We start from the raw sequence: 16,957 nt of genomic DNA, 5'->3' as shown, positions 1-16,957 counted from the left end.
CCTGAGCCGCTCTGGCGCGAGCCTCAGCGTCGCGCTTGTTCAGTTCCTGGACGCCGTCAGCGACCAGCATGAAGTCGAACCAATCCAGTGCCTCGACATCTCCGAGCGTCCAACCGAAACGCTCGAAGATGGGGAACGAGTCGTTTAGGACTCGGTCGATTCGTTCAGCATGGGTTTCAAAAAACCTTCGAACCATGCCTTCATCGGGGCGAAGTCCTCGATGTCGATTTCGGAGATGATCTTCTCGTCGACCTCGCACAGGTCAGCGAGAACCTTCTCCATGGCGGCGACGCCGTCCTTGTCCACGTTCTTGATGAAGTTGCGGAGGTCGCGCACGCGGGGCCGGCGAGCCTTGAACTCGATGTACTGCGCGCCGCGGTACTCGAACGGGAACTGGAGATTGAAAACCTGGAGGGTGGGGGTAGACATGGTATTGCACACCTTGTGTTGTCAGAAAAAGAAAAGGCCCCGCCGGGATTGGCGAGGCCTCGGGTAGTTCAGCTCACGCTCTTAGAGCGAGCTGGAGATGCCGCCGATGCCGAGCAGAGTGCGGGCACGCGCGGTCTTGTCTTCACCACCGATGATGGTGACCTTGTTGAAGACGTCGATCTCGGTGACCTTCCGGCCGTCGACCACCTGGCGGTAGTAGTTCGCCACGAGATGGACGCTCAGCGTCACCTTCTTGCCGGGCTCGACCTTGCTGGGCTTGATCGACTTGATCAGGCTGCGCGTGTAGATCTGCACGCCCTTCTCGGCGCCGCCCGGAGTGAGCATGTAGCCGTAGAACTTGACGGGCACGTCGATCGAACCGGGGCCGTAGCCAAGGTTGTTCCAGACGTCCACGTCCCAGGTGTGCAGCTCGAAGTCGAACTCGATCTTCTCGACACCCATCGGGATTTCGATGGTGCCGTCCATGCCGCCGCCACGGAACTCTTCCGTGTTGATGTTGATTTCCGGGGGCTGGAAGTTGGGGGCTTCACCGATTTTGCCGTTGTCACCGATCCAGACGGTGAAGTCCTGGAGGATGTTGGAGTCACGCAGAGTCGTGGTGGGCATTTAATTCTCCGGCCAAAAACAAAGCCGACCCAGACCGGAGTCCGGATCGGCTTGCTTGGGCTTGTGGGTTGGTGCTTGGGCGATTTCGTCGAGAGCGCTTACGCCAGCTGGCGGCTGAACTCTTCGATGAAGTCGTTGTAGTACTTCGGGTTGCGACGCGCGCGGAACTGGAGGTGCTCCAAGCAGGCCGGGGGCTCGAGATCGAAGTCGACCGTCAGCTCACCCGCGGAGAAGGTCGCCGGGGTGTTGACGTTCTTATCGATCCAGCACTCGCCGCCGATCAGGGCGCCGCGAGACTTGAGCAGGCGGAGGTAGGCGTTCACGTCCTCGGTGATGCCGTCGAGCAGCGCGTAGCTGAACGGCTTGTCGAGGCGCGGACGCTCAGCGCGTTCCAGGCTCTCGTAGATCATGTCCGCCGTGCGGCGCACCGAGAGCTGAGCCCAGAGGGCGTCGGTACCGGTGTTGCGCAGACCCCAGAACCGGAAGCCATCATCGTGGATGATGGTGGTGATCTGGTTCATGTTGAGGATATTCGCCTCGCAGTCACGGTCGTTCGGCATGAAGTCGACCGGACGGGCGGGACCACCGATGTTCTGGATCAACTCGTTCGAGAACGAGTACCAGAAGCCCTTCTCCTCGTCGACGCGCGCCTGGATGCCGGCCGCGTAAGCGGAGGCAGGCTTCGTCACGTAGACGGAATTCTCGGTGTTCCAGCTCAGAACGCCGGGGTCGACGATCGAGATGCGCTGGCTGCCGTAGTCGTTGCGATACTCGATCGCGTCTTCGTAGGTCGTGCCGGGACCGTCGAGGAACGCCACCGCGCGGAGGCGGTCAACGATCGAGGCGAGCGAGACGCCGACCGGGTTGGCGACGTGGCCGAGAGTGGCCGTCACGGTTGCGCCAGTTCCGACGCCGCCGATCGTGACCGCCGGGGGAGTGACGTAGCCGAAGCCGGGGTCGGTGATGATCAGGCCGGTGAGCTTGCCGCCGATCACCTGGGGCACCGCCCTCGCCTGCCGACCACCAGCCGGGGGCGGAGCGATCGTGACGGTCGTGCTGGCGAGCACGTAGTCCTGGCCGTCGTCGGTGATGACGAGGTTCTTGACGCCGTTGGTCGGGCGACCCGAGGTCAGGCCGGGGGCGACCAGAAGCTTCGGGATGACCTTGAGCATCGGACGCGCCTTGAGCAGCGACCAGACGCCGGTCTTGCCGGAGGGCGAGCCAACCGCGTTGGACCAGCTCTCTTCCTGGCTCTCACCTTCCGAGGTGCGGACCACCACGACCACAGCCGACTTCTGGCTGTAGATGGCATCGACGGCGTCGAGCAGCGTGCCGGCCGACTTGAGCTGGCCAGCCTTGAGCGTGTCAGCGAACACCGGCACCGGGGTGTTGAGCGGGAAGATATCCGGGTCGGCGTCCGGAGCGGTACCGACCAAGCCGATCACGTTCGACTTGACGGTCTCAACCGGACCGGAGGGGCTGTCGAGTTCGATCGTCTCGATGCCGTGCAGGTATTGCAGAGTCATGGGTTCTCCCAAACAAAAAAGCCGCCCGGAAGGGGGCGGCGTGGAGGTGAAGGTTGTTGGCGATGAGTTACGGTCGAAGGATCAGCGGATAGTGAATCCACTTCTCCTGGCCGGGGATGTTGGTGATCCCCTGGTCGACCGTGATGGTGCCTGTCACCAGGCGGTAGATGCCATCGCCAGCAACGAGGACGATGTCATATTGGTAGCCCGCAGGGCTGATCTGGGCGGCGTCCGCCTGCTTCAGCCTGAGACCGAACTTGCCGGCGCCCTGATCGACGACCACGAGGCGGCCATTGTCGGTAGAGCACGTCACGCCGAGATCGCCGGTCGATGTCCGCTGCAGCTGCATGTACAGCTTCCAGTCGGGCTGGATCGGGACGATCACGCCGCTGTTCTTGATTTGCCACTCACGAACCCAGTCTTCGTTCGTGGCGACAATGAAGTTGTCCGCGAGCACGTCGGGCGGCTTCGCGGAGATGATGGTTTCCATTTCAGAGCCCTGTCAGGAGTGGCCCCTCGTAGCTCTCGACCGCCTTCGACACGATGTCGAACGTCTTCCTCATCCTGATGTCGAGGGTCAGCATGATGGCGTAGCGGTCTTCGGTCTCGGAGCGGTTGAAGACGTTGTGGTAGTGAGCACCGTTGAACGCCCAGGCCTCGCCCTGCGGGTAGTTCTTTCGGTGGATCTCCAGCTTCCCGGCCGAGTAGTCCGCCAGCTCGTAGACCCGAGTGTCGATGACCTCGTAGCTGAAGTCCGGGTTGGTGCGGATGGGGACGTGGACGATCAGCTCGTACCAGTTCGGCCGCCGGCCGTGGGCGCCGACGATCATCGAAAGCTCTGATCCATGGCGGTGCCAGGTCAGACTGCCGCCTGCCTTCACGCACATGAGCCGCGCGCGCTGCCCCTCCCCGCCAAGCTCGGTCACGAGCTGCTTGATGTAGGGGCTGCTCTCGGCGACCGGGGTCCAGACGTAGCCTGTGCGGCCTTCGTATGGAACCTCGGTCAAATCGTCATGGAGAGATCCGCTCGGAGCGACCAGCGAAAGACCTCGCCAGAACTCGGCGATGTGGTCAGCGTTTCTGCTCTTGGAACGGAAGGGCACGAAAAGTGCCGGATCGATGGCGTCTAACTCAGTTTGTAGACGTGTCGCATCGTAGGCCTTTTCTAAGAACAGGTGGGGTATTTTGTCAAGAATCCCCACCAGTTCAGCGAACTTCGACATCGCGATCCTGCTTCAGTTTCGGACGCACGATATCGCCGCTGAAACCAACCAGCCATCGTCCCGTGAGGATGAAGAGCGCGGCCCTGAAGAAGGCCAGGTTGTAGAAGAACTCAGCGTTGCAGCTGTGCGTCCAGTTGTCCCCTCCCTGGTACATGCAGGCGCCTTGGCAAAGCTGCAGCACGGGGCAGCTCTGGCACTCTGGGCGCTTGCTCCAGTGCTTGGAGGTGTTGAGCGCGATGTTCTCGAAGTCGCTGACGTGCCCGATCTTGTGGTTGCCGTTGGCGCCCACGTTCTGGCAGGTCATGACGTTGCCCTTCAGGTCGACCGCCAGATACTCCGGCATGTCCATGCCGCACTTCTGGAACAGCGTCTCCGAGGACTGCTCATTGACGAACGAGTTCACCGACCTGCGCAGCTTGTCCATGATCGCCGGGGATCGGAGAGCCGATCCATCGGCCAGCTGTCGGGACAGCGTGTCGCTGAACTGCGCCAGCTGCTCGATCGAGAAGATCGATGCCGGGTCGCTGGCGTAGCTGTGAACGACTCCCTCGAAGCCGACGTTGCAGCCCGGGAAGTAATCGTGGAACCAGTCGATGATGGCGTTGACGTCGTGGCTCTTAGGGGTGAGCACAGCGTTGAACGAGAAGCGCGGATGAAACGTCTTCTGCGCGTACTGGATCATGGCAAATTTGTGAGGGTCTTCGAACGGGTCGTCTCCCCTTACCGCCTGCCCCGGGCCATCGTGGCTGATGGTCAGAGAGAAATTCCAGGCCTCGAGCTGATCGACGATCTCTCGAGTGAGCAGCTCGCCGTTCGTGATGATCGAGAACTGAGCGTTCGGGAACTTCGCGATCAACGCCGGGGCGAGGATCTCGATCTTCTTCCAGTAGAGCAGCGGCTCGCCACCCCACAGCTCGACCTTCTCTATCCCCTCCGGGTTGACGATCCAGCCGTCGATGTTCGCCAGAAATTCCGACGCATCCCGCGTGCTTGTCGCCGCGGCCTTCTGAACCTGTATCGCCTGGAGGCAGTATGAGCAGGACTTGTTGCAGCCGAGGCCGAGCTGGATCTTCAGCTTCCGGACCTCGCGGACCTTGCGCCCTGGCTGATCGTAGTCCACCGCGATGAACGGCCGGCGCTGCGATGGCTCCGGGTCATACATCGGGTTGTTGGTGTAGTCGACGGCCTTGAAGCCGTCCTTGTCGAGCAGACGTGAGGTGTGCTGATCGTAGAACAGAGGCACGACCTCTCCGTTCTCACTCAGCATTTCCAGTCGGATCATTTGCACTTTCGAGATACGCCAGCAGCGGCAATGTGTCGGAGAACCGATAGATCGCTGTGTCGTCGTCAAACGGCGACCAGCTGACCCTGCGATACTCGGGCGGCGGTTGCTCGCCGGCCCGGATGAACTTGACCCTTTCGCGCTGGTATTGAGTCAGCATGCAGTTGGGGTGATCCGAGATGTGCCGATCCTCTTTGCCGGCATACATGCGGCACCAGAAATTCTCGACGCCCTCCGACCAGAAGTACCCCATGCCCCAGTTCGCCAGATCGACCGCGGCTTCCGACCAGACAGCGCCATCGCGGCGCGGCAGGTCGGCGTCCGGATCTTCGATTACGGAGCGGATGGTGATGTTGATCGGATCAGCCCATCGGGTGAAGTTGACCCAGGCGACGAGCTTGCCGGAGTCGTCAAAATAGCCCCAGAAGTTCGACATAGCCTGCTCGAAGCAAAGGTCCACATGGTCCTTCGCGAGCTGGCGGAAGTTAGGTTTCACCGGGGCGCTCGGATCGTTGCACCATGCGCCCATGCCGCTGCTGTGCTTGTCGATGATGTCGCACATATCGCCAAAGTCGGCAGGCGTCAGGAAGCGGATCGTGGGCATGGGGCTCCTTTCAGCGCCAGAGCTTGGCGCCCATCACCGGATCGGTGATCTTGGCCGTGTGCGGCTTGGTGATCTCAAGCATCGTGGGGCCGACGAACGTCTGGTGAGCCAGCTCGATCTTGCCCTCTGCGATGTAGAGGTAGCTGTTGGGCAGAACCTCGAACGTGTCGCCGGCCTTCCCGCCGACGAATGAGCGCTGCCAGAACACCGGCTCTTTGCTCTTCGGGGTGATGCAGTGATATTCGCTATCCGGCGCTGTGGCGCGGAGCTTGTAGTTGTCGATGCCCCTCACGAACTGAGTGGCGCCGCTACCAGCCGGGCGAGGGTCCGGCGCGTAATCGCCGCCGAGAGCCTCGAAGCCGCCCTTGGTGTACACCGGAATGGTGTGGAGCGGCCGAGCATCATCCTTGCCTTCGAGCAGGTGAGCGATGGCCGGAGCGTCTGACGCGGTCAGGCCGCGGGTTAGTTCAGACGGAGGACAGACCCTCTCTTCGCCGGCATGCGCCGTGAAGATCGTGATCGTGAAGTTCTCGAAACGGATGCGCCTGAACTGCATCGCTACACCTTTTGGGTTTCCATGGGCAAACCGACCGGATCCTCCATGGGACGATCGATGCGGTGCGTGAATTGTCCTTCCATTGCCGCGGGGGCCGGAGCAGCCGCCTGCGCCAACATTTCAAGATACCTGGCGTGGAAGGATTGCCAGGGGAACTGCATGATGACGGCGCCACGCTGCTCCTCTTCCGAATGGTTCAGCGGGATGAAGACCTGCTTGACCAAGCTACCGAGCGTCTCGTGCCGATACTCGACTCGAGCCCAGCCGTCCTTGCTCCAGTGATTGATCCGGTAGCTGAAGGTGGTGCTCGGTGGCTTGGTCATTGATCCTCACTTGCCGCACGCGCAGGCGCAGGCGCAGGCGCAGTTCCATTCGTCGTGGTTGGATTTCCCGTAGAAGAGAGACATCGGGAAGTTGGAGCCTGGGAAGGTGCCGGACCTAACGCCCCAGTCCACTTCGTAGTAGTAGTAGGGCCGGCCGACGTAGCTGCTCATCGCGATGCCGTAGCCGAAGACGGAGTTGACGGTCGAGAAGCCGACAGCGCCAGATGACGGAACAGCCATCTTACACCCCCAGCTTCTCGATGATCGCTTCGAGCCGTGCGACTCGGTCTTCGAGCGCGTCGTTCTTGCGCTTCAGCGCCTTGATGCCTTCCACCAGCAGACCAGAAACCTGCTCGTACTGGATGTTCAGCAGGTTCAAGCCCGTACGGCTCTTCATCAGCTTGTTCGTGTCGAACGGAGCCAGACCGACCGCTTCGGGCAGAACCGTCTCCAGCTGCTGCGCCAACAGACCGGCCTTGCGACGGTCTTGAACCGGTGCACCAACCTCGCGGGCCAGATCGCTCTGAACCCAGGTGACGCCATCGAGCTGGTCGATCTTCTCCAGAGCATCTTCAATGATCTGGATGTCATCCTTCAGACGTTGATCCGACAGGCCGTAGATGATGTCGCCGGCCGCGCGCACCTGACCACCAACAGGCGTCGTCGAGGCGCCGTAACCTGCACTGTACAACAAGCCACCAGGGCTCAGGTACATACGGACTCCGCCAGCACCATCCGACCAACCACCCCATCGGTAGTAGTTGTCACCGTCGAGCCCAAACTGGCTCGCGTATGCGCCGCGATGGAACGTCATGAACGCCGAGCCCTGGTCCGGCGCGTAAATGGTCAAGCCGCCATAGGTCTGGACGTTGATGCAGTATGTCGCTCCGGAGTTCCACTGGAAGATGTGCTTGTTGGTCCAGGTCGGCGCGATCGAAACGTCGATCGCAGGAGCAGCATCAGACCGCATGTAGGTAACGGCCGACCCGTTCACCGCCGTTAGGCCCGACTTGCTGGTCGGGTTGGCGAAAGTGACGCCCAGATTGATGCGAGCCTGTGCCTTATCGGTCAGGTCGTTCAGGTTCTGCGTTGCCGTCAGCTTGCCGGAGACCGTGGTGGACAGCGCGGCAAAGCCGCTCTCGTCCGCCTGCATCTGCGCCGCGATTTCCGCGAGCGTGTCGAGGGTGGCCGGCGCGGTGCCGACCAGCGCTTGGATCTTGCCGTCCACATACGACCTGAGGGCGTAGTTGGTCGGATCCCAGGTGCCGGCTCGGTCAGCAGAGGCAGACGCTGCTACAGCCGACTGCGCCGCGGCATTCCGATCCACACCCGTCTGGATGCGGTCGAGACCGGTCTGTACGCGGTCGGCAGCTGTTGCTGCCTTTGCAACGTTGGCTGCGTTGCGGGCCGCATCGATCTGCGTGAAGTAGGCCATCGCCGCGATGGTTGACGCCGCACAGGCGCCGATCTGCCAGTCCGTGAAAGGACCAGGGCTGCCGGTGATCGATTTGACCTTCACCATCAAGGTGCCGGTCGCCTGCTCATACGAGATCAACTGCGCAATCGCATAGTCATCGATCGTCGAGGAGCGGGTCAGCGCCAGGAATGGCGTCGGGGTGAACAGGGACTTTTCCGTCTCGTCGTCAATGACAAACGTCGCGGTCATGTCCTGGGTAAGAGTGACTTCGCTGGACGAGCCAGCGAACAGGAAGCCGAGCGTGGACAGCAGCTGGATGCGCTGATACGCCGGCAGGATGGCGTCGTTCAGTCGAGAGAGTCCGACCAGACGCAGATCGTTGACTGCCTGCTCCCAGCTCGGAGAAAAAGGCTCCAGCGAACGCAGGCGCTGATCCAGCACCTGCATCGCCAAGTTCAATCGGTCTGCCGTGAAGTCTTCGTCGTCGCTGAATACAAGCTCAGGAAAGTTGCTTGACATCGGCAACTACCCCCGCTTCGACCATCGCATCGTAGATCGCCTTGTCGACGATGTGGTGATGCGAAGGCAGGTAGGGAAAGTCCATGTGAGTGAAGCGACCGTTCAGGGTCACCTCATACATGATCGGAGCCGGTTCGGGAGCCTGCGGCTCCACCGCGACCACCTCTTCGGTGGCCGCGTTCTTTGCTTTTGCCATTGACGGTTCTTTCTGCGCTTACAGCGCGTAGTCCTTCTGCCAACCGACGTGGAACACACGCTGGTTGGTCGAGGTGTCGGTTCGCGTCAGGACTCGGTACTGCGTGACCGCGGCGCCGAGGTTGAACACGTAGGTTCGCTCGTATGCGCCGTCGTTGGGGTCGATGATGGTCGACACGCTGGACGGAGAGACCTGCGTTCCGAAGCCAGGCGCACCCGTGAGCAGCTTGCAGCTCGCGGTGTGGTAGATCGGATCGAAGCCCTCATACCGCTCGATGACCCGGATCTGCGTCGACGGAGCCGGCAGCGTGCGCGTCGTGGTGACGTGCTGTGCGTAGACGTCCGGCCGAGACACATGGACCGAGCTATCGATGAGGTTGAGCCCCGGCATACAGTCGACCGAGCCCATGTAGACGGCCCGCAGAGGCAGCAGCGGCGGGATCGTGCCGCCCTGTCCAAGCATGTACTTGTCGACGTCGATCAGGTTGAACCATTGTGAGCCAACCTGGATCTCGTACGTCAGCGACGTGCCATCCGGGATGATCGTGCCGGCGATCAGATCGATCGCCAGGATGCCACCAGGCAGCTGCAACGGGTTCAACGTGATGACCGCACGGGCCGTGTTGAATTTGCAGCGGTACAGACGCATCCAGAGGTCCTTGAACGCATCGCCCTGCGCATAGGCGCCGTCGAGAACGTAGAAGAACGTGCCCTGCGTGAACTGCTGGCCAGGAACGACAGCGACCCAGTGGTCGGCAGCAGTGGTGATGACCAGCGCGTACCGCTTACCAGCCGAGAGATAGGTCGGTTGCAGCGGAACCACCGTCTCCGCATTGAGCTTCATGTTCTCGCGGAGCAGCGTGGTCTGGGCGATACACTGCTTCAGGTTCGGCAAGCCATAGTCAGACACCTCGACGATTGCGATGTGCGCTGAGCCGGACGCCGCCAGACGGGTGAAGCAGACGCCTACAGCGTCGAGCCACATGTTCTGGCCTTGGAGCCAAGTCTCAGCGATCTGGGTGCCGGTCACCGTGGTGGTGGTCGTGATCTTGTCCCAGTACGCTTCGTCGTAAGTGTCGATCCAGATCTGGCGCACGCGCATCCAGCTGTGACCCCAAGCTTCGCCAGGGTTCAGGACCTCGTAGATCTCACCGGCACGGAAGAAGCGGCTGACGCCGTCGAACTGTCCGGTCTGCCACCAAAGGCTGTTCGTACAGACGATGAACTCGTTGCCGTAACGGATGCGCTGACGCGCGATCGTCTTCTGCACCATGTCGAAGGACGACACGGAATATGCGGCAACCTGCACCTCGCCGCTGATGCTGCCAGACTGCAGCCAGGCTTCCCGGGTGTAGGACGGGAGCATGAGGCCATTCTTGATCGTGGCGTTCGGATCCAGCGGATTGAAGATGCTGAGCGCGGACACCCCTTCGGCCGCCGCTGGCATACGGATACCCTCTTCGACCTTCGCGTGCGACAGCGGGTCGTCGAGCTTCGACTTCGAATGGTCGAGGAAGAAGTTCGCGCTTGAATCGATCGCCGTGTAGAGGACGCCGTTCTTGGACTCGAGCACCGCCAATCGGGTCAGGGTGCGACCCATGGTGGCCTGGTCGACCTCGCCGCGGTTCGCCGCCTGCTTGAGCGCGGCGATGTCCGTTGACAGGGTCTTGATCTGGAGGCCGGCGGTCTCCTCGAACGTTTCGAGGTCGATGATGCGCTCTTCATGGCGCTGAACGCTCGGAAGCTTGTTGTCCTCGATCATCTTGATCGTGTCGACACCGGTCGGCGTCAGGACGACCTGCGCGATGACCGTGTAGCCGACGTCGACCAGCGGAGCGACCGGATCGGGCGCTTCGTTGCCGATGACCACGTTCAGGTTCGCCACGCGGGCGTGAACCAGTGGCACAGCCTGCGGCTCGGCCTGACGGGTCTCAGCGTTGATCAGGAACTGACGCGGACGCACGTCCGTGTCCGACTCCGAACCCCAGGACACGATGCAGGCGATCTTCTTGCCGGCAACGGGGAGCTGGGTGATGAAGTCCTTGGACCACGCGGTCGAGCCCGAACTGTAGACCTTGCCGGCCGAATAGAGGCGACCCGGAGCAACCGAAATCTGGGTGACCGCGGACTTGGTCACACCGAAGCCGGTGTACTTCGTCAGGTCGCTGATGCCGTCGAGGACGACGTGGTCGAGCGAGGCCTCGGCGAAGTCCTGCAGACGGGTGAAGTCCGTAGGATCATCATCGATGTTCGCATGAAAGATGATCTTGTTTTCCATATTTTCTCCTGGGAGCCGCCTCAGGCGACCTTTCTGATTTCGCCGAGCTTGAACGTCCCCAGCTTTCGCCGGTCCTTCAGTCGGACGACGCGGTGAGTGACCGTGTCGACCAGGACGGTGTCGCGGAGTGGCTTGGCGGTGACGATCGCCCCGCAGGCGTCGTCGAGCTTCTTCATGTCGGTGGGGACGCGGAAACCGTTGCGGAAGCGGCCACCGAAGCCCTGGGCATTCGAGCGGACCAGAGGAACGCTAACAGTCGCCTGAGCCGTGTAGGCCGGGATGCCGTACCGCATGTGACCGCGATAAGACTTGGCTGACAGACCTGACGGCAGGTCGGCCTTGTTGTGCAGCGCCACTCGATCGTAGATCCAGTGCGCCGCGTCCGTCTCACGACGGAAATTGCCGTTGCCGCGGAACGAGGCGTTGTAAGCGCGGAACGTCGTCGCCGGCTGGACGATATGCTTCTCGGCGATCTGGACCGGCTTGACATCCTGCGGCGTCAGACCGGGCGTCAGCGACACGAGGTCGGAGGCGGCCTGGCTGATGCGAACGGTGACGATGTTGTCGGTCGCGTCGGTCAGTTCGTAGAACTTGTGACCACGGAAGCCATCGGTGTGATAGTCCCGCCTTGCAAAATCGCCGAAGTAGACCCGCTCCACGGCTTGGCCGCCGAACTCGGTCATCGCTTCCAGCTTGACGAAGGCCTCGACACCGCTCTTGTAGATCGACGCCTTCCGGCCGTAGATGTTCGGGCCGACGCTCTTCTCGCGGAAGTTATCCTTCCGGAAGGTGTAAGTCGGCATCCGGAAGTCACGCGGCCCGGCCGGATCGCGGATCACGAAGGGGTAAATCCTGATCTGCGGCAGATGCACCAGCCACGACATGAACTCGTCGTTCGTCAAGGCCGGAATCCGATAGCCACGCGCAGGCGGGACGATCAGGTCATCGAGATTACAGTCAACCAGGTCGAGGTACGTGGCCATGCCGGCCTTCGTACCCTTCAGGCGGTGGTGCGCGATCGCATCGGCGACAGCCTTGCGCTTCTTCGCCTCCGGCCAGTTCGTGTCCCAGATGTCCGCCGAGAACGACCACGCCAGGTACGGCAGGTCGTCGACGTGACAGCGGTTAGGATCCCAGAGCCGGCGGAGCCGATCGGTATCGAGTGCCAGGAGCCGATCAACCTGGGAGGCCAGGACGCGCTCGTAAATCGTCGCGTTCGGCGCCAGGACATGTTCCATAAGGCGCTCGGCCATGGATTACTCCTCGCGGATGCTGGACACGTTCACGCTGGCCGAGTTGATCCAGACCACACCACCCGTCCCGACGTTGACGTCCTGGAAGTCGATGTCGACGTTCTGGACGCCTTCCTGCGTGAGGGCGGCGATGACGGCGGACCGCTTCAGGTCCATGCCGATCTGACTGACGCGGTTGCGCAGCGAGGTGAGCGACTTGTTGACGTCGGCGATCACCAGCGAAGCGTCGGGGCCAGGGTAGAGCGTGAGGTTGGCGGAAAGGTCCACCGGGATTTTGGTGACCGGTAGGATCCTGATGTCGTCCGTGAGCGGCTTGATGCCATCCGACATCAGTCGGTCGTAGACCGCATCGACAAGCGTCGAACTCGGCACCGGGTTGGTGCCATCGGTCATGATCGTGACGGTCACCCTGCCCGTTCCGCGCTCGGCGACGGCAGAGACGTCCTTGACCTGGGTCGAAACGCTCAGGGCGTGGAAGATGTACGACCCGGGGCTACCCGCGGTCGAGAAGCTCTCCATTGAGAGCTGAATTCGTCGGCGGAGGCGAGGATCCAGCTCGCCGTCCATTCGCTGCACATTGAAGCGGGCGCCGATCACTTCGAGGTCAGACCCCGTAGCGAACGGCAGCATGCAGGCTCGAGCAGCGGCATTGATGCGCTCGCGGACGATCATCTCGCCGTAGGACTCGGCTTCGAGGATGACGTTGGTCGGCGACTGCTCCAGCGCGATCGCGGCGGCCAGCTCCGGCCGCAGCTCCAGGACCTTGGCCTGGTAGCGCTTCAGGAGCACCTCGTAATCGATCTCCTCGATCACCTGCGGCGGCGGCAGCCGCGCGAAGTCGATGTACAGCGCGGGTGACTCGAAACTCGGCATTGACCCTCGCTTAAATGGTGGTTTTGAGCCGGCGCAGCGCCTCGTCCACCAGATCGATGCCTTCGACCGTGATGGTGATTTCGCCGTCAGGACCCATGTCCTCGATGACGACGCGCGTCACCTTGAACTCCGGCTCGTATGTGTTGATGGCCGAGATGGCAGCCATCATGCTGCTCATCAGGACTTCCTCGTTGCCGGGCTTGTCCTGCATCTCGTTGAACTTGGAGCCCCACCACAGGCGCATCAGACGAGTGCGCAGCCTGGTGGTGAGGATCACGAAGATACTCTGCTTGATCCGCTCCCAGCCTTGGATCAACTCCCCGGTGTAGCGGTCGATATCAATCAGATGCTTAGTTGACGTCGCCATTATCGCCGTCCTTCATTTCAGCCTTGCGCTTCTTGTGGGGACGCGGAATGGGATGCTCGACGACAGCGGCGCCGAGCGCCGGGGCCTCGGCCTTGGGCTCTTCCACCGCCGGCGCAGGAGTTGCGGGCGCGGTCCGAACGACTTCGGTCACCTTGCCCTTGAGGTACTTCGCCTCGACCTTCGTCATCGAGACCGTGCCGCCGACCGGGACAAGGTTGCCCTTGTGCCAGAAGGCGACGTCAGCGGTGTATTTCGGCATTGTTCTCTCTCTTATCCAATCTTGGCCCAGACCACCTGCGAGGGACCGGCCTCGGTCATCACTCGCTTGTCGGCCATTTCCTTGGGACCAGAGACGCCGAGGTTGACCCGGCCTTGATTGATGTAGACCCAGCGACCATCCACGCCGCAGGAGCACTCAGTGGCGCCCTTCACTTCGACGTAGTCTTCCTGGATCGTAACGCGCGAAGCGTCGTCGCCTTGCGAAACGACGATCTCGTGGTCGGTGATGAAGATCTTGGAGGCGTCTTCGCCGCCCTGAGTGATCGTGATGTCCTCGTCGGTCATCACCATCTTGGCGTTCTCGTCCTCGCCGAACTGGACCGTGAGGTCTTCCTCGGTCCACTTCACCATGGCCTTTTTGTCCTTGAACTGGATCTTGACCTGGTTCTCATCCATCAGGATGTCGGCTTTCTCGTCCTGATCGCCGTAGCGGATGTGGACCTTCTCGCCGTCCTGCCGGTAGTAGGACTTCTTCTTGCCGACCGTTTTGAGGATGTATTCCTTCGTCGACTTCACCTGGGTGGTGTCGTCGTCGCCATCCTCCTCGACCTCCGGGATCTTGCGGGACTTCTGTTTGCGCTGGCCGCCCTTCGAGTTCATGGCGTCCAGTTCGCCGCCACCACCTCCGCCGGCTTCTGGCGAGGTCTGGTCTTGGCTGTCGTCCTGCTGCTGATCATCCTTCTTGCGGATGATCAGGTGGTGCGTGTCTTTGGTCTCACGCAGCCAGTGATTCCACTTCTTGTCGCCGCCCTCTTCGCCGCCAGACTCTCCGCCGGCCTCAGCGCCACCGCCCTCTCCGTCCTGGCCTCCGTTCTGCTGATCTTCGTCTTCGATCAGCTTGACGACCTCGTCCTCCTTGCCGTGAGGCGAAGGAGTGTCCGGCCCGTAGTGGTGAGGCTCGACGGTGGCCAGCTCGGGCATGCCGGCGACCGACCGCATCAGCACTTGCATGCCCTTCTTCGGTGGGACCGACATCTTGATGGTGCCGTGGGAGAAGCTCTTCCACGGCATCCAGTCGCTCTTGAAGGTGCGACCGCTGCCGCCCTGCCCGCCAGATCCGCTCGGCGTTTGATCCTCGCCGTCGTTCATCTTCACGAACCAGCGCTGGTTCTCGAACTTGACGTCGACAATCCTGCCGAGGCGCTCCTTGTTCTGGAACTTGCGCTCCATGTCCTGGAGTCGTCGCTCAATGGCGTGCAGTGCGCGCATTATTCTTCTTCCGGTGTTACGTCCTCGCTCTCGAACAGGTGACGATCCCCTTGGTGGATGTCGCTGCTGGTGACGACCGTGGTGAGCGGCATCTTCTCGACCGGGAGGCCGAGATGGAACGCCATGTCGCGCTGCCGCGCGCGGTTCACGCCGATCGTGAGGTTGCTCAGCCACTCGACCACGCCGACCGAGACGCCTTCGCGCCGCAGGACCGGCTGGCTGAGCCGCTGGAACTTGACGTTCGTGGCCGGCGCAGCGTCGGGGTTGCCGAACTGATTGAGGTTGGCCCAGACAGCGATCTGCTCGACGAACTCCCAGGCGCGGGCGTCTCCGTCGCGATCGACCGCTCGGTTCTCGTCGACGATGACAACGACCACCCGGAGGTGCGCGTTCAGCTCGCCGGTCGAGAGATGGTTGGTTGGCACGTTCATCACGGCCACGCGCGCGCAGGGTGTCTTGAGCACCCAGTCCGCGATGTCGTGTTCGTCGAACAGGCCGTCGTACCATTCGACGTCCAGATCAGGGATCAGCTCCTTGATCGCGTCGATAATGTTGTCGCGGAAAGCGACGATCTTGCTCATTCGCCGCCTCCCTTCTTGATGTGGTCACGCAGCATCTTGCCGATGCGTCGGACGTTCTCGTCCGAAAAGCCCATGAACGGGCGGGCTGGAACTTGTGGGGATGGGCGCTTTGACTTGAAGGCGCCTCTCATTTTCTTGACGCCGCGCTGCATGTAGGACGAATGCGGGGCGTCCGAGGTGATCATGAAGCCGTCGCTGCTGATGTCGGCGATCCGGATGCCGCCGAGCAGCCCGCCGGACTGAAACAGTGGCCGGTCGTGGCCCTTGAGCTGGGCGGTGATGTCTGACAGGGCAGCCCATCGTTCGCCGTCCGGAGCGGTCCGGGTGCGCTTGATGCGGTTGACCGTCGAATTGAGCATGTACTGCGCGGCTTCGCGCATCACGGGCTCGAGATTTGTCGCCTGCTGCAGCAGTGTGGCGAGACGCTTGTGGACCCGCGCGAGGGTCGCGGTGTCGACGCGAACGCTGAGGCTGGGCATTACGCCCGCCCGCAGTCGAACGACCGTCCGCTCCGCTTCGTGTTCGGGTCAATCGTCGTTCCGTCCTCTCCGGTAACAGGAGGAAGGCCGAGACCGACCTTGCCGGTCGAGATCTTCTCCAGCAGCGCCAGAGCATCTTCGTACCGGAGCCGCATTTCGTCGGTGCGGCTGCCGCGGCCGAGCGCCATCTTATAGACGGCAATGTCGATCGCGCAGTTCTTCACGACACCCGGCGTCGGCACGACCGGTATGGTGTACTGAGCCGACAGGTATGCGTCGCAGATCTCGTCGGCAGCCTCCAGACCACGCTCGATGACGTCTGGGTCCGGGGTGCCGTCCTTGTTGTAATCGGCCACGCGAACCAGGAGATCGGTGCCGTACAGCTTGTCGATGTCTTCCTTGCTGGCGTAGCCCATCACAATTCCTTACTTCTTGGCAGCGGCCTTGGCCTTGGCGGCAGCCTTCGCAGCAGCCTTGGCGGCTTCCTTGGTAGCGGCCTTCTCGGCAGCGACCCGCTCGGCTTCCTTGGCGGCAGCTTCCTTCGCCTCTTCGTCAGCGTCGGCATTCTCGCTAGCGGCCGGTTCGGCCTGCTCCGACTGTTCGCCCTGCTGAGCCTGCACTTCCGGCTCACCAGCCGGCGTCTCGACCGCCTCCACCTGAGCGGTCACTTCGCCGTGCGCGTGAACATGCGGCTTATGGGCATGATCCTTGCGATCGTGCTCCGCCGCCTTCGGCTCGGCATTGCCGTGCAAGTTGGCGAAACGAGCGGCCCTGACCTCTTCCGAGACCAGTCGCTGTACGCGGTTCTTGCGGTACGCAGCTGCTTCGCGCACTTTGTAGCCTTTCGTTCCAAACATGATTGTCTCCAGAGTCACAAAGAGCCCTCCCCGGTTTCCCGAGGAGGGTCTTGTGTTTCAGGCTCTAACCGTCGTCAGAC

22 protein-coding genes are annotated in these 16,957 nt (G+C 62.0%); all 22 read right to left on the bottom strand.

From position 1 onward, the window contains the following. Nucleotides 1–144 precede the first annotated feature (144 nt). Nucleotides 145–429, bottom strand: coding sequence for a phage tail assembly protein (locus ACFLEY_RS22695; RefSeq protein ID WP_060912076.1), 285 nt, complete (start codon nt 427–429; stop codon nt 145–147). Nucleotides 430–510: 81 nt separating this feature from the next. Next, entirely contained in the window at nt 511–1,056 is a 546-nt protein-coding gene (locus tag ACFLEY_RS22690; protein ID WP_253623477.1) for a phage major tail tube protein, read from the bottom strand. A gap of 98 nt (nt 1,057–1,154) precedes the next feature. After that, complete coding sequence (locus ACFLEY_RS22685; RefSeq protein ID WP_396604904.1) at nt 1,155–2,582, bottom strand: phage tail sheath subtilisin-like domain-containing protein; 1,428 nt, start codon at nt 2,580–2,582, stop codon at nt 1,155–1,157. 67 nt (nt 2,583–2,649) lie between these two features. Next, nucleotides 2,650–3,072 carry a hypothetical protein gene (locus ACFLEY_RS22680; protein WP_060912073.1) on the bottom strand — a complete coding sequence of 141 codons (423 nt, stop codon included), beginning with the start codon at nt 3,070–3,072 and terminating at the stop codon, nt 2,650–2,652. Nucleotide 3,073: 1 nt separating this feature from the next. Further along, nucleotides 3,074–3,805, bottom strand: coding sequence for a hypothetical protein (locus ACFLEY_RS22675; protein WP_396604903.1), 732 nt, complete (start codon nt 3,803–3,805; stop codon nt 3,074–3,076). Beyond that, a complete protein-coding gene (locus ACFLEY_RS22670) occupies nt 3,789–5,156 on the bottom strand; it encodes a radical SAM protein (RefSeq protein WP_396604902.1) in 1,368 nt (455 codons plus the stop codon). The genes ACFLEY_RS22675 and ACFLEY_RS22670 overlap by 17 nt, the downstream gene beginning before the upstream one ends. Further along, a complete protein-coding gene (locus ACFLEY_RS22665) occupies nt 5,062–5,691 on the bottom strand; it encodes a hypothetical protein (RefSeq protein WP_396604901.1) in 630 nt (209 codons plus the stop codon). Before ACFLEY_RS22665 ends, ACFLEY_RS22670 begins: the two co-directional genes overlap by 95 nt. A gap of 10 nt (nt 5,692–5,701) precedes the next feature. After that, the gene (locus ACFLEY_RS22660) at nt 5,702–6,247 is read right to left on the bottom strand and encodes a hypothetical protein (RefSeq protein WP_396604900.1); all 546 of its coding nucleotides are present in this window, start codon (nt 6,245–6,247) and stop codon (nt 5,702–5,704) included. Nucleotides 6,248–6,249: 2 nt separating this feature from the next. Next, entirely contained in the window at nt 6,250–6,570 is a 321-nt protein-coding gene (locus ACFLEY_RS22655; protein ID WP_060912068.1) for a hypothetical protein, read from the bottom strand. Nucleotides 6,571–6,576: 6 nt separating this feature from the next. Then, nucleotides 6,577–6,810 (bottom strand): hypothetical protein, encoded by a 234-nt coding sequence (locus ACFLEY_RS22650; protein ID WP_396604899.1) that lies wholly within the window; start codon nt 6,808–6,810, stop codon nt 6,577–6,579. 1 nt (nt 6,811) lies between these two features. Further along, entirely contained in the window at nt 6,812–8,506 is a 1,695-nt protein-coding gene (locus tag ACFLEY_RS22645) for a tail fiber domain-containing protein (RefSeq protein WP_396604898.1), read from the bottom strand. Next, the gene (locus tag ACFLEY_RS22640) at nt 8,487–8,702 is read right to left on the bottom strand and encodes a hypothetical protein (RefSeq protein WP_060912065.1); all 216 of its coding nucleotides are present in this window, start codon (nt 8,700–8,702) and stop codon (nt 8,487–8,489) included. Before ACFLEY_RS22640 ends, ACFLEY_RS22645 begins: the two co-directional genes overlap by 20 nt. A gap of 18 nt (nt 8,703–8,720) precedes the next feature. Continuing rightward, nucleotides 8,721–10,979, bottom strand: coding sequence for a hypothetical protein (locus ACFLEY_RS22635; RefSeq protein WP_396604897.1), 2,259 nt, complete (start codon nt 10,977–10,979; stop codon nt 8,721–8,723). Nucleotides 10,980–10,999: 20 nt separating this feature from the next. Further along, on the bottom strand, nt 11,000–12,232 hold the full coding sequence (locus ACFLEY_RS22630; protein WP_396604896.1) for a phage tail protein I: 1,233 nt from the start codon (nt 12,230–12,232) through the stop codon (nt 11,000–11,002). A 3-nt stretch (nt 12,233–12,235) separates the two neighbouring features. Then, nucleotides 12,236–13,105, bottom strand: coding sequence for a baseplate J/gp47 family protein (locus ACFLEY_RS22625; protein WP_396604895.1), 870 nt, complete (start codon nt 13,103–13,105; stop codon nt 12,236–12,238). A 10-nt stretch (nt 13,106–13,115) separates the two neighbouring features. After that, the gene (locus ACFLEY_RS22620; RefSeq protein ID WP_396604894.1) at nt 13,116–13,472 is read right to left on the bottom strand and encodes a GPW/gp25 family protein; all 357 of its coding nucleotides are present in this window, start codon (nt 13,470–13,472) and stop codon (nt 13,116–13,118) included. Continuing rightward, complete coding sequence (locus ACFLEY_RS22615; protein ID WP_396604893.1) at nt 13,456–13,731, bottom strand: hypothetical protein; 276 nt, start codon at nt 13,729–13,731, stop codon at nt 13,456–13,458. The genes ACFLEY_RS22620 and ACFLEY_RS22615 overlap by 17 nt, the downstream gene beginning before the upstream one ends. A gap of 11 nt (nt 13,732–13,742) precedes the next feature. Next, complete coding sequence (locus ACFLEY_RS22610; protein ID WP_253623459.1) at nt 13,743–14,960, bottom strand: hypothetical protein; 1,218 nt, start codon at nt 14,958–14,960, stop codon at nt 13,743–13,745. Further along, nucleotides 14,960–15,541: a hypothetical protein gene (locus tag ACFLEY_RS22605; RefSeq protein ID WP_060912058.1), complete on the bottom strand. Its 582-nt coding sequence runs from the start codon at nt 15,539–15,541 to the stop codon at nt 14,960–14,962. Before ACFLEY_RS22605 ends, ACFLEY_RS22610 begins: the two co-directional genes overlap by 1 nt. Continuing rightward, nucleotides 15,538–16,020: a phage virion morphogenesis protein gene (locus tag ACFLEY_RS22600; RefSeq protein WP_396604892.1), complete on the bottom strand. Its 483-nt coding sequence runs from the start codon at nt 16,018–16,020 to the stop codon at nt 15,538–15,540. Before ACFLEY_RS22600 ends, ACFLEY_RS22605 begins: the two co-directional genes overlap by 4 nt. Next, nucleotides 16,020–16,436: a gp436 family protein gene (locus ACFLEY_RS22595; protein WP_060912056.1), complete on the bottom strand. Its 417-nt coding sequence runs from the start codon at nt 16,434–16,436 to the stop codon at nt 16,020–16,022. The genes ACFLEY_RS22600 and ACFLEY_RS22595 overlap by 1 nt, the downstream gene beginning before the upstream one ends. Before the next feature lie 9 nt (nt 16,437–16,445). Beyond that, nucleotides 16,446–16,877 carry a hypothetical protein gene (locus tag ACFLEY_RS22590; protein WP_396604891.1) on the bottom strand — a complete coding sequence of 144 codons (432 nt, stop codon included), beginning with the start codon at nt 16,875–16,877 and terminating at the stop codon, nt 16,446–16,448. Nucleotides 16,878–16,957: the final 80 nt, after the last annotated feature.

The sequence above is a fragment of the Bradyrhizobium sp. YCK136 genome (genome assembly GCF_044570075.1).
Lineage (GTDB): Bacteria > Pseudomonadota > Alphaproteobacteria > Rhizobiales > Xanthobacteraceae > Bradyrhizobium > Bradyrhizobium diazoefficiens.
The sequence above is the reverse complement of the archived record's forward strand: the minus strand, read 5'-3'. Positions and strand labels throughout refer to the sequence as shown.